Below are 12,422 nucleotides of genomic sequence, written 5' to 3'. Positions count from 1 at the left end.
TTTCAACTCGCTGTGGTCAGCCCGATCGCGACGGCCTGGCCCTCTAGCCCGCGTGCCAACGCGAGAGCGTTGCCCGGCGCGGACTCCCTGGCCTCGCCCGCCACGACGTCGAGATCGCAATCGACAGCGGGTTTCTCGAAGTTCGACGTCGGCGCGATGACGCCGCTGTAGAGCGACAGCGCGGCCACGGCGACGTTCAACGCGCCCGCGGCGCCGAGGAGATGACCGGTCTGGGGTTTCGGACTCGTGATCTGCGCGCGGTCGACATCGGACCCGAGAGCCGTTCGCAGTGCCCGCATTTCGGAGATGTCGCCCAGCGGCGTTCCCGATCCATGCGCGACCACCTGATCGACGGTCCCGACACCATCGACCGCCCGCGCGTCGGTACGCGCTCGATCGATCGCCCGAACCAGGCCGCGGCCGTCGGCGGAACTGCCCGGCGCGCGCACCGATTCGTTGCCCATGCCGAAACCGGTCACCTCGGCGTAGCACCGGGCGCCACGTGCGCGGGCGTGCTCGCGTTCTTCCAGAACGAGGACGACACCCCCGTCGCCGAGTACCGCGCCGCTGTGGTCGTGGTCGAAGGGACGACACGCCCGCTGAACCAGTTCATTGTGTGTCGTCAGCAGTCCGAGGCCGTCCATCTTCGACATGGCCCACCACGTGGTGGCATCGTCGCAGCCGCCCGCCACCGCTATGTCCGCCTCGCCGCGGCGCACCGTGCGCATGGCCCGGCCTATCGCGGTGGCTCCCGCGTCGGCGGCCCCCGCGTAATAGGCGTTGAGACCTCGTATGCCGAACATCAACGACACGTGGAAACACACGGCGCTCTGCAACCCCTCCACATAGATCAGCGGCGGGATCACCGACGGCGCGAGCTCCCCTATCATCCGGATACTCGATTCCCCGTCCACATCCCGGATGCCGACGATGCCTGCGATCAGCGGATCGAGATCGCAGACGTCTTTGTTGCCGCCCAGATACAGCCCGGTGCGGATGCCCAGTGCGTCCTTGTCCAGTCCCGCGTCGCCGAGGGCGAGCCGTGCCGCGGCGATGCCGAATCGGTCACCGCGAGTCGACATCCGCATCGTGCGTGCCGACATGAATCGCGCCGGGTCGAAATCGGTTGCTTCCGCGCCGATCCGGGTGCGCAGCGGCCCTGTGTCGTAAGCGCGCAACGGGCCCACGGCGCTGCGACCGGCGGTCAACGCCTCCCAGGTCGCGGTGACACTTTCGCCGAAGGCCGTCACGAACCCTATTCCGGTGATCATCACACGCCTCATCAAGCGGCCCTTCCGATGACGAGACTGGTGTTAGAACCACCGAAGGCCAGGGCGTTGACCACGACCGCCCGCACCGGCATCGCACGGGCGATGTGGGGCACATAGTCCAGATCCAGTGCCCGGTCCGGAGTGTCGAGATTGGTCGTCGGCGGCACGATCGACTCGCGAATCGCACCGAGTCCGGCGATCACGTTCAACGCCGCCGAGGCCGCGGTGAGATGGCCCGCCATGGACTTGGGCGAACTGACCACGAGTCGGTAGGCATGATCGCCGAAAACCTTTTTGATGGCCCGGGTTTCGGAGAGGTCGTTGCCCGGCGTCCCGGTGCCGTGGGCCACGATGTAGTCGATACCCGCTGTACCCACACCGGATTCGGCGATCGCCGCCTCCATCGCCTCGGTGGCGCCAGCACCGTCGGGTGGCGAATCGGTGATCCGCCAGGCGTTCAGGGTGGAGGAGAACCCCAGGATCTCCCCGTGCGGGCGCGCGCCGCGAGCGCGCGCCGATTCCAGGTCCTCCAGCACGAAGGCCCCCGCCCCCTCTCCGAGCACGAATCCCGACCGGTGTGCGTCGAACGGACGCGAGCCTGCCTGCGGCCTGTCGTTGTATTTGTCGGTCAGCGCGCCGAGCACGCCGAAGCCGATGATGTCCGCCCACGCGGTCAGCGAGTCGTAGCCGCCCGCCACCATCAGATCGGCGTCCCCCTCCTGGACCAGCCGAAACGCCTCGCCGATCGCGTGTCCGGAACCCGCACACGCGGTGTGGATTCCGACCATCGGACCGTGGGCCCCGAGCAGACGCGCCATCGCGTTGAGTGGGACGTTCTGGTTACCGGTCATCACCTGACTCGGCGCCTGGGTGACGAAGGCGTCTCCGGTTCCCGATCGAGTCCGGGCACCCGCGATACGCAGCAGCAGGTCGACGCTCGGCCGTCCCGCGCTGGCCCCCATCGCGACTCCGCGCCGGTCCGAGTCGTACGGGATCTCCTCGTCCAACCCGGCATCGCGCAATGCCTCGGTCACCGCCGCCAGCCCGAAGAGTCCCGGGCGATTGACCCAACGCCGGTCGGCACGCGGAGACACCGCGACCGCCGGGTCGAAGTGGTCGGGTACCTGACCGGCGATCCGCACCGGGAAGGTGGTGCAGTCGAAGGTTCTCAACCGACTGATGCCGCTGCGGCCGGCGATCATATTCGCCCAGGTGGTCGGGGCGTCGATGCCCAGTGGCGTCACCGCGCCCATCCCGGTGATGACAACTCGTCTCATGCGCTGTCCCCGACGAATACGGCGCGACTCAACGAGGCGCTCCCGCCGCCGCGTGCTCGGCCTCGCGCTGCCGGGCCGCGAGCAAATGCACCAGATCGATCAGATTGCCGACCGTGACCAGGCCGAGTACCTGGTCACCGCGCAGTGGACCGGTCAGCGAATCGCGGTCGAATTGCGGCAGCACCTTTTCGAGGTGGGCCAGCCCCACCTCTGTCACGATCTCGTTCTCGTCCCCGAACTCGTCGTCGGGTATGCCGCCTTGCAGCAGATCGGCGACATCGGTGACCGAGATCGCCACCTCGGTGTCCCGGTGGATGCGGAACATGACATCGAGCATGTCGATCGATTCCGCGCCGAGTTCATCGATCAAGGTGGACTCTCGGTGGATCTCGTCTTCTTCCAGTCCGATCGCGTCCGCGATGGACGTGATGACCACAGCTGTGAGTTCTTCGGCGGTACCGGTCATGCGATCTCTCCTTATCGGTTGTCGGAATTCGGATTTCAGCGATAAGCCCGTGTCACGGCGGTCAAGCGCCGACTGTCGTTGGTGCTGCGCACCGTGGCGGCGCTCACGGTGCGGCCGACGAGCCCGCTCAGCACTCGGCCCGGGCCGACCTCCAGGTAGTCGGTGACGCCCATGCCATCGGCGGTGGTGAGCACATCCACCCAGCGCACCCGGGCGGCCGGTTGTCCGCGCAGGAGTTCGCGCGCCTGTTGTCCACCCTCGACCACGGTCGCGGTGACCGAGCTGATCAGCGGTAGGACCGGATCGGCGAACACCACATCGGCTGTCGCCGAGGCGAATTCGTCTTCGATCTCACGCATGAGCGTGCAATGGAACGGCGCGCCGACTCGCAACTCGACCGTTCGGTCGGCACCGGCGAACCTGGCCGCTCGCGCCGCGTCCAGTACCGCGCGCCGTTCGCCCGACAGCACCGATTGACGCGGCTCGTTGTGGTTGGCGATCTCGACGACACCGTTCACGTCGGCGCAGATGTCCTCGAGCAGGTGCACCGCGAGTCCGGAGACCGCAATCATCGCCCCCGGTGTCCGCCGGGCCACCTCGGCCATCAATCTGCCGCGCACCCCGACGAGCCGCAACGCGTCGACAGGGTGGAGTACCCCGGCCGCGACCAGGGCCGGGAATTCACCGAGACTGTGTCCTGCCACGATGTGTGGCTCGACTCCGGCCGTGCGCAGAACCTCGTAGATCGCCAGGGAAGTCACCGCCACGGCGGGTTGGGCGATTTCGGTCGGAGTGAGCTGCTCGGCGTCGGCGAAGGTGCACAATTCGGTCAGCGGCATGTCCAGCACTTCGTCGGCCAGGGCGAACAGTCGCGCGGCCGCCGGGTGCCGCTCGATCAGCCACGCGGCCATTCCGGGTCGTTGCGCCCCCTGGCCGGGGAACATCGCCAGCACGCGCCGCGTCGGCGCGGCGCCGTGACGAGTGGGGATCGGAGCGAGAGACGACGACATGTCTCGACTCTGGGCCGCTTACCTAGGCGTGGACCTCGAGCGGACCTCGAGCCGATCCAAACGACCCGCGTCGAGCCTCCGTTCAGCTCGATGAATCGGCATCTCTGCCGCAGCGGACAATCACACACCGGTCATCGCCGGGTGGGATTCCTACCCGCGTCTCGGTGACTGTGTCGCGCGTCCCGGAAGTCGTTGTCGCTCAGCAGAGTTGCGAGGCGTGCGGCGAACCGGCAACGCCCCGCACGAGCCACGGTCGGGGCGCCTCAGCCGGCACGGCCGCCGCATCTCGAGCGCTGCCGTGCCGCTTCGCCGCCGACTCGCGCTAGAAGCGCATGTGCGCCAGCCGCTTCTCGATGATCTGTTCAGCGTCGGCGATGATGCTGTCGACCACCTCGCGGCACGACAGCACCTCGTCGATGAGCCCCTGGGCCTGACCGGCCCACCACAGGCCACCGTCCATATCACCGTTGCCCAACACCTCGCGGCGACCACGTTCACCCGAGGCCAGGTGCGCGATATCGGCGAAGGTGGCGCCGGGACGCCGCGACAGTTCGGTGATCTCGTCCGATATCGCGTTCCGCGCCACCCGGGCGGTGTTGTGGAACTGACGGAAGATCAGCGCGGTCGCGCGTTCGTCGTTCGCGACGATCTGCTGTTTGACGTTCTCGTGCACCGGGGCCTCGGTGGTCGCGACGAACCGCGTCCCCATGTTGACCGCGTCCGCACCCAGCGCCAAGGCCGCGACCAGGCCCGCGCCGTCCGCGATCCCTCCCGAAGCGATGATCGGAATGCGGAGTTTGCGGGCAGCGGCGTTGATCAGCACCAGACCCGGAATATCGTCCTCCCCCGGATGTCCCGCGCATTCGAACCCATCGATGCTGATGGCATCGACACCGAGACGCTCGGCCTTGAGCGCGTGACGCACCGCGACCGCCTTGTGGATCACCTTCACACCGGCCGCTTTGAACGTCGGCAGATGCGGCTCCGGATTCGCCCCCGCCGTCTCCACGATCTTCACACCACCGTCGACGATCGCGTCTCGGTACTCGTCGTAGGGCACCGGGTTGACGGTCGGAAGGATGGTCAGATTGACCCCGAACGGCTTGTCGGTCAATTCCCGCACCCGCGCGATCTCACGGGTCAGATCCTCCGGCGTCGGCTGGGTCAGCGCCGCCAGGAAGCCGAGAGCTCCCGCCTCCGCGACGGCCGCGATCAGCTCCGCCCGACCCACCGCCGTCATCCCGCCACACACGATGGGATGTTCGATCCCGAACTCCTCGGTGAACCTGGTCTTCAACACCGCAACCGTCCTTCCCGAGCCCGGATCCGGGCCGATACACTCCGACCGAGAGAATATCGTATGTCTGCGGTGAAAATAACGTTCTCATCGGCCGCCGATACGTCTGCCCCGAAACTTTTCGCCCCTCCGCATCCGCCGACGTAGCGCCGATCGAGCGATTCTCGGTGCGGCAACGGCGGTTCGGTTCGCGAGTCGCAGGCAGCACGACGAGCAGACATGCTCAGATGCCGTCGACGGTGACGATCTCGAAGGTCGTCGGCGTACCCGGTCCCATGGGCCCGCCACGATCGAATTGGGAGGCGACGACCAGTGTGCGGTCGGCGAGGCGGACCAGGGTGGTCGGGATCTTCAACGCGGGGTCGGTGAGCGCGTCGGTGCGGGTCGCGGTCGCGCCGTTGTCCGTGATCGACCATCGGCTGATCGTGTTGATCGTGTTCTGGGCCACCCGGAGCGTGTTGCCCTGTAAGTCCAGGCCGTCGCCGTGGGTGAGGTCGCCGCCGCGCAGCACGACTTTGTGGATCGGAGCGACGACATCGGGCGCGAGAGTAATGCGGTACAGCTCGCCCGGGATCATGTCGACGACGAGTAGATAGTCCCCGACGGGGTCCACCACGATCCCGTTGAGGTTGAACGCGCCGGGATCACGGGGCGTCAGCATCCCACTCAGGTCGAATCCCACCGACAGATCGGTCCGGGTGCCGCGTGCGATGGCCTCGTCCAATTGTTGCGGAGTGACCCGGTAGACGACACCGCGGACCGAGTCGGTCAGATAGGCGGTGCCATCGGTGGCGACGGCGAGATCGTTGACGAACCGCGGGGCCGAGCCCGGAACGTCGAAGCGGGCGAGCAGGGCGCGGTTGGTGATGTCGTAGACGGTGACGCCCGCGGTCGAGTCGGTCACCCACAGCCGACCGGCGCGGTCGACCTCCAGGCCGTTCGCGGTGCGACGGCCGTCGGCGCCTTCGGGCAAGAAGACTTCGGCCGTGGTGGCCGCGGAGGTCGCGCGGTAGATCGCGCCGGTGCTGTAGGAGCCGACGTAGGTGTCTCCGGTACGGGGATCGGCCGCGATGCCCTCGGGATAGACGCGATCGCCGGGTAGCGAGTAGGCGGTTTCGATCGGCCCGTGGGCAGCGTCCGAGCCGCAGGCGGCGGCCAGGACCGTGAGAGTCGTTGCGGCGGTGAGGGTGAAGCGATGACGGAAGCGCGTGTGGAACATGGTCCTGCCTTGGTCGACTCGAACACATTTGAGGTCATCTCTAAAATAGAGCTCTAAGTTATATTAGAGCTCTAATGAACGTCAAGAGTCGAATGACAGGGCGGGCGGATACGATGCGTTCATGACGTCCATGCCGCCCTCGGAGCGCCTCGGGTCTTACATCAAGCGCGCTGAACAGGCGCTCACGGTGGCCAAGAACGCGGCGTTGAAGCCGGCGGGCGTCACCGTGCCGCAGTATTCGGCGCTGCTGTTTCTCACCGGGAATCCGGGTATCTCGGCCGCCGCGCTGGCCCGGCTGTGCGGTGTCACCCCGCCGACCATGAACACGATCCTGAACAATCTGCAGGAGCGGGGTCTCATCGAACGCAGCCAGCACGAATGGCACCGCAATGTACTCGAGACCCGCCTCACCGAACGCGGCGCGGAGGTCATGCGGGACGCGGATGTGCGCGCTATCCGCGTCGAGCGGGCCGTGGGAGCGGCCTTCACCGACGAGGAGCGCGCCACCCTTCAGGACCTACTGACTCGCTGCGCCGATGCTTTCGACGGTATCCGCGCCGAGACGGCCGCGGACTCGAAACCCGTTTAGGGCCTCAGCGTTTCGCCTTTCACGCGAAGTCGAATATCGGTGGCAGCACGACGATCACGGCGGCGGCCCACGCACCGTAGACCGGCACGTACCGGGTCTGCCAACGTTCGACGTCGGCGAACCCGCACCGACCGCGGACGAACCCGAATCCCAGCCACGCCGACCACGCCAGATTCACCAGCAACACCAGGTTCATGCCCAGTGCCACCGTCTTGTTCGCGGTGAAGCCGAACTCCGCGATACGCGAGAGCATCGCGGCCAGCATCACCGCATCGACGGCGAGGGCGCTGAGGATCAGGACCAGTTGCAGCCGGTCGAAGGTGTCGGGCGAGGCCAGCGGATCGCGCGCGGAGATCGCGTACAACAGCAATCCGAGCACGACCACGAGAATCAAGTCCATCAGGATCAACAGATTGCGGTCGATGTCGATCACGCTGCGGTTGGTCGCGAACGCCACCAGCAGCGCCAGCAACATCACGATGGTGAGCGGAGTGAACACCCGCGTGAGTACCGGGGCGATGTTCTCCACCACGTTCTGCTTGGCCTCGACCAGCCAGGCCGCGACAATCACCGCACCCGCGACGCCGAAGGGCGCCACCCAGTCTTCGACGACCCATTCGATATCGATGTCGAGCGTGTCGAACGCGCTCACCGTCAGCCCGGTCAGTACAAAGCCACCGAAGGCGAGCAGGGTGAGGTAGACGATCCATTCGCCGGTGAATCGGATGAAATCCATTCGGCGCCGGTCGGATCGCCACTGTCCGCCGACGTAGGCGAGACCGACCACGAACCACAAGGCGATCGGCGCGTGGATCGCGGCGATGACCTCGGTCGATCCGTCCGGGTCGAAGGGAAATACGTTCAGTACGACGGCCGCGAGCGCGAACGGCACCAGCAACGCAGCCGCGACACGCGGCGAGACCTGCCGCTTCCACGCGAAATATCCAGCGAGGAAAGGCAATACGAACAGGCTGACATTGCGCGCTACCGCGCCACCATCGAGTACCGCGAGGCCGACCTTCAACGTCAGCGCCGCGATGACGACCAGGGCGAGCACGACGATCAACTCACGCTTGGGACGGTCGCCCCCGCCTTCGGGTTCGGTCGGCAGCAGTACCAGCTGTTTCCACAGCCGATCGGAATGTTCGCGCGCGAACTCACGCGAGATCGAGTCCACACTGCCCATCCGTTTGACCGCGACCAGGAACGCCTCGTCGGATGCCAGTCCCACACCGGTCAGATCCGAAACCTGCTCGCGCAGATGACCTTCCATCTCCTCGACGTCGGCGGCCGATATCGCGCGATGCCGCTGGACATATCCGCGCCACTGCCCGATCTGCGCTTCCAACTCGGCCTCGGCACTCATCACACCCACCCCTTCGCCACTGCCGACGGCTGCTCCACGCTACGCCAGACCTGCCCGAGCGCGTCGGCCACGACAGCCCACTGGGTGCGGCGCTCGGCGAACACGGCCCGGCCCGAATCGGTGATCGCGTAGTGTTTGCGCCGCCGCCCGCTGTCGGCGGACTGCCAGTTCGACGTCACATAGCCCAGCCGCTCCAACCGGTGCAGCAGCGGATAGAGCATCCCGTCGGTCCATTGCATACGCCCGCCGGACAACTCGTTGACCCGCTTGAGAATGGCGTACCCGTAGGACTCGCCGTCAGCGAGGATTCCGAGCACCAGCGGCGTCGCCGATGCCGCTACCAAGTCTTTGTCGATATGCACCGAACTCCGATACCTAGATCTACTATGTATCGACGTTAGCAGACACGACCCCGCGGTCTCCGGAACCGGGGAAACCGACGGTCGGGGTTTCCGACCGATTCCCTTTGTGCGGAGACGATTTCGGGGCTGGTCATAGTACTGCACCGGGGTCTTCCGTAGGCGGGCTGGCCGCAGCGCAAGGCCGAATTTGCTCTATCCTGAGCCGAACGCGCGCCGGGCCGGGCAGCGCCGGAGGGGGAGAACAGTGGCGTATCAGCAGTATCCGGGGTCCTACGGGCCGTATCCCGGTGGCAATACGGCATCCGCGCCCAGCGGTGCCACAGCGATCATCGCGGGCATGTCGGCGTGTCTCGGTGTGCTGGGCAATCTCGGCGGTGGGCTGGTTCTTCTCGTGATCGGCGTCTCCCGTGGTGGTGTGGAATTCGCGGGAATCGATCTGCTTCATCTACTCCGCTATCGCGGCTACTACACCTTCCCCTCCGTCGTCACCGTGGTTGTCGGGGTCGGCCACCTCATCACCGCGATCATTCTCGCCGTCGGTGCGATCATGTTGTTCAACCGCAAGGCGTCGGGACGCTCGCTGGTCGTCGCGGGATGCGCGGGGACGATCCTGTGGAGGATCCTCGGCGTGATCGGAATAGCGCGCATCATCGGCCCCGAAGAGGTCGGCCTCATTCTGGGCGGAGAAGGCGCACTGGGATCGGTGATCTTTCCGATCGCGACGATGATTCTTGCCCTGGTGCCCGCGACGTCCACGTGGTTGGCCTCGCGACCGGCGTCGGTGCAACCCGGCTATCCCCGGCCCGGTCGACCCCGGCCCGGATTCGCGCCACCGTACAACCCGCAGTTCGGGACACCACAGTTCGGGACACCGCAGCCCAACTATCCGCAGCAGCACGGCTATCCACAACAGCCCTACAGCGGCCAGGCCGCTCCCGTCTATGGCCCGCCGTCCGGCGTGCCGCAACCCGCCCCGGCCTATCCGTCGGTGCCCGATCCGCTGACCGAATCCCCGGAAAGCCGGCGACAACAAGGTGGTTGGTGATGTCGCCATCGCGCCGCGAGGGGTTCCGGCCGGGTGTCACAGGTGACATGACCTGACGCCACCGATGCCGACGGCACATTATCGACACGACGAGCGGGACCGCACACGAAGGCTGCGGTGGCGACCGTGATCCCTGCCCTCACGTGCCGGATTCGGTCGCCACGTGCGCACTGACCGAGACGCCCGACCGCTCCGTCCCGACCCCGCCAGGAGAAGGACGGACCGGCCGTCGGCGTCCGATTCATCGGTCGGACCCGACAACAAGGTGCGGTCGGCGTCGACACACAGTGGCCGGAGTTCCTGGGAGCGTTCAGACCTCGCCCTCGAGGGTCAACACGACCAGCGGAACCGGCCGATCGACTTTGGACTGGAAGTCCGCCAATAGCGGGTTGTTGATCAGCACCCACGCTACGAACTCGTGGTAGTCCTCGCCTTCGAGCACCGTGCCGATCGCCCGGTATGTCTTGTCCCGGAGTTCGATGGTGACCTGCGGATTCGCCTTGATGTTGTACCACCACGCGGGGTACTTGTCCTCGACGAACGAGCTCACGTACATGATGTCGCCGCGATACAGGGGCCCCAACGGAGTCGTGTGCCGCTTGCCGCTCCTGGCCCCGATAGTGGTGAGCAGGATGAGATCCCCGCCCGCGTAGGCGCCGCCCACCTTGCCCGAATTCCCCCGGAACTCCTCGATCACCTCGTCATTCCAGTCGGCGATGCCGCCGTCCTGGTCCCACGCCCGGTTCCACGGCGCATTCGGATCGTTGTAGTCGGTGATGTCGGCCTGATCCAGCTGTCCCGCAGTCGATTCCGTTTCGCTCATGATTCGAGTATCGCGAGGAGATAGGACAATTGACGTCCTAACCTCGCCGAGATCTCGAGGTATTTCGCAAGCCAGCCCGTGCCGGGTCAGTCACACCGAAACCGGTGAGATCGATGATGTCGTCGAACTTTGCCACTTTGACGCTGACCGGGACTCTCGCCGCTGACCGCCGCCGTATTCAGTTGCCTCGGCCAAGAAGGGCGTATGACGTTCGCACGTATGCCTGCGGACGCACCGGCCATTCCGGGCCGCCAGCAGAGGAATTGGTACCGGGCAATGCACCCGGTTCCCCTGCACCCCTGGACGGACTTCGCCGTGGAACTGTCGGGGGTCCGGTCGGGCGCTACGGATCTCCTGCGCCCGGATCGGCCGCATCGCCGTCGCGGCGACGTCCTCGCCGAGCAATTGGAGAGCGGGCACGAGCGGGACCCACACGACTGCACGAGACACGCGGATTCCCTTCACTACCTCTACAGAGCCCCCCGGGCGTATAGATCAGCAACCCTGGTGAGGGAAGAGCGACACCTCAGTTCGAGTGGCGGAGCAACGAGTCAGCGGTGACCGGATTGTGTGGCCGGGCCTGGCCTACGTCCATTTCCAGGCAAGCGTGCGCGCCACCGGGCTGAAGGTCGAATCCATAACAGGTACAGAATCATCCGGTCCTCGGGCACCGTCGAATTCCGACATCGGGAGGTGAACCGCTGTGCGTGCCACACGAGCACATCGGCACCGCCGCTATCACCACCGTTTCGCGAAGCTCCACGCAACCCGATTCCACCACCGCCACTCCCGCGGCGGCAGGGTGGTACTCACCGGTCTCGGCCGCTTGCCGTCGACCACAGACCACCGAGGCCGCGCCGATCATCACCTCCGACCTCCCAATCCTCACCGCCGCCAGTGAGAGCGCACCACCTTGCGGTCACCCGGTTCGCCGCCCGCCGCGCCACTGCTGCGCGAGTTCGTTGGGGCGCGGCGACGATTCGATCGTCGCTACCACTCGGGATCGGCGTGGTAGATCTCGCGGTATTCCTTGGCGAAGACGCGGCGGCCGAGCACGCGCCAGGCCAGTCGGGCGGGCAGTGGCATCTCGGCCAGCAGGTTCCTGCGGTGGGTGTCGGGGACGCCTTGCAAGATGAAACCGAGGAAGACCAACTGGCGGTTCTTGGGCATGTGCTCGCGGCCGCGTTCGCCGAGCGCTTGCCATTCGGTCGCGGTCATCACGGCCTCGACGACGGGCAGGAGGCACCGCTCCTCCTCGGCCATGTGCTCGTCGAGGGCATCGGCCAGCGCTCGCGCCGTCTCTGCGAGCCGATCCCGGATCGACGGGTCCGCGGTGGTGGCGAACTCGGCACCGTCGCGGTGGGCGCGTTCGGTGAGTTCGGTGATCCGCGTGTGCTGTTCCTCCATCCGCAGCACCAGCGCGGCGTCGGCGGGGGCGCGTTCGAGCAGGATCGGCCAGACGAGTTCGTCCTCGCCGGTGTGGTGGTGGTGCAGGCCGGTGCCGAGTTCGTCGAGAAAGGCGATCAGGCGCTGGGCACGGACGCGATCTCCAGGAGTGACCGCCGCGATGAGGCCCGGCAGGGCGCGGAAGTGACTGCGGAAGGCGTTGTGCACGGCGATCATGTCGTAGGTGTCGGGACGCTCGGATGCGGTGCGGGTGGCGCTCATGCTGTGCTCCTGTTGCTGTCGGGGACCAC

General features: G+C 66.5%; 12 protein-coding genes. 2 read left to right on the top strand and 10 right to left on the bottom strand.

From position 1 onward, the window contains the following. Window positions 1-2 precede the first annotated feature (2 nt). The 6 genes from DAT37_RS00350 to DAT37_RS00325 all read right to left on the bottom strand — a co-directional run bounded on the left by DAT37_RS00350 (window position 3) and on the right by DAT37_RS00325 (window position 6,540). Window positions 3-1,271, bottom strand: a complete 1,269-nt coding sequence (locus DAT37_RS00350; protein ID WP_198654019.1) for a beta-ketoacyl-[acyl-carrier-protein] synthase family protein — start codon at window positions 1,269-1,271, stop codon at window positions 3-5. 11 nt (window positions 1,272-1,282) lie between these two features. After that, on the bottom strand, window positions 1,283-2,548 hold the full coding sequence (locus tag DAT37_RS00345) for a beta-ketoacyl-[acyl-carrier-protein] synthase family protein (protein WP_109522630.1): 1,266 nt from the start codon (window positions 2,546-2,548) through the stop codon (window positions 1,283-1,285). A 28-nt stretch (window positions 2,549-2,576) separates the two neighbouring features. Further along, window positions 2,577-3,014, bottom strand: a complete 438-nt coding sequence (locus DAT37_RS00340; RefSeq protein WP_109522629.1) for an acyl carrier protein — start codon at window positions 3,012-3,014, stop codon at window positions 2,577-2,579. A 35-nt stretch (window positions 3,015-3,049) separates the two neighbouring features. Further along, window positions 3,050-4,024: an ACP S-malonyltransferase gene (locus tag DAT37_RS00335; RefSeq protein WP_109522628.1), complete on the bottom strand. Its 975-nt coding sequence runs from the start codon at window positions 4,022-4,024 to the stop codon at window positions 3,050-3,052. A 322-nt stretch (window positions 4,025-4,346) separates the two neighbouring features. Next, the gene (locus tag DAT37_RS00330; RefSeq protein ID WP_109522627.1) at window positions 4,347-5,324 is read right to left on the bottom strand and encodes an NAD(P)H-dependent flavin oxidoreductase; all 978 of its coding nucleotides are present in this window, start codon (window positions 5,322-5,324) and stop codon (window positions 4,347-4,349) included. 220 nt (window positions 5,325-5,544) lie between these two features. Then, entirely contained in the window at window positions 5,545-6,540 is a 996-nt protein-coding gene (locus DAT37_RS00325) for an SMP-30/gluconolactonase/LRE family protein (protein ID WP_232839407.1), read from the bottom strand. Window positions 6,541-6,661: 121 nt separating this feature from the next. On the opposite strand from DAT37_RS00325, the gene DAT37_RS00320 reads away from it, so the two are divergent. Further along, window positions 6,662-7,129 (top strand): MarR family winged helix-turn-helix transcriptional regulator, encoded by a 468-nt coding sequence (locus DAT37_RS00320; protein ID WP_232839406.1) that lies wholly within the window; start codon window positions 6,662-6,664, stop codon window positions 7,127-7,129. A 19-nt stretch (window positions 7,130-7,148) separates the two neighbouring features. On the opposite strand, the gene DAT37_RS00315 is transcribed toward DAT37_RS00320, so the two are convergent. Together DAT37_RS00315 and DAT37_RS00310 are read right to left on the bottom strand one after the other, a co-directional pair. Further along, entirely contained in the window at window positions 7,149-8,495 is a 1,347-nt protein-coding gene (locus DAT37_RS00315; protein WP_109522700.1) for a permease prefix domain 1-containing protein, read from the bottom strand. Continuing rightward, on the bottom strand, window positions 8,495-8,857 hold the full coding sequence (locus tag DAT37_RS00310; protein ID WP_109522626.1) for a PadR family transcriptional regulator: 363 nt from the start codon (window positions 8,855-8,857) through the stop codon (window positions 8,495-8,497). Before DAT37_RS00310 ends, DAT37_RS00315 begins: the two co-directional genes overlap by 1 nt. 244 nt (window positions 8,858-9,101) lie before the next feature. On the opposite strand from DAT37_RS00310, the gene DAT37_RS00305 reads away from it, so the two are divergent. Beyond that, window positions 9,102-9,902 carry a hypothetical protein gene (locus tag DAT37_RS00305; RefSeq protein ID WP_109522625.1) on the top strand — a complete coding sequence of 267 codons (801 nt, stop codon included), beginning with the start codon at window positions 9,102-9,104 and terminating at the stop codon, window positions 9,900-9,902. Window positions 9,903-10,212: 310 nt separating this feature from the next. Here the strand turns inward: DAT37_RS00305 and DAT37_RS00300 are convergent, their stop codons facing one another. Further along, window positions 10,213-10,725: a nitroreductase/quinone reductase family protein gene (locus DAT37_RS00300; RefSeq protein ID WP_109522624.1), complete on the bottom strand. Its 513-nt coding sequence runs from the start codon at window positions 10,723-10,725 to the stop codon at window positions 10,213-10,215. Window positions 10,726-11,715: 990 nt separating this feature from the next. Then, window positions 11,716-12,393, bottom strand: a complete 678-nt coding sequence (locus tag DAT37_RS00295) for a hemerythrin domain-containing protein (RefSeq protein WP_232839405.1) — start codon at window positions 12,391-12,393, stop codon at window positions 11,716-11,718. Between the last annotated feature and the right edge of the window lie 29 nt (window positions 12,394-12,422).

Source organism: Nocardia aurea, from assembly GCF_003123685.1.
Lineage (GTDB): Bacteria > Actinomycetota > Actinomycetes > Mycobacteriales > Mycobacteriaceae > Nocardia > Nocardia aurea.
The sequence above is the reverse complement of the archived record's forward strand: the minus strand, read 5'-3'. Positions and strand labels throughout refer to the sequence as shown.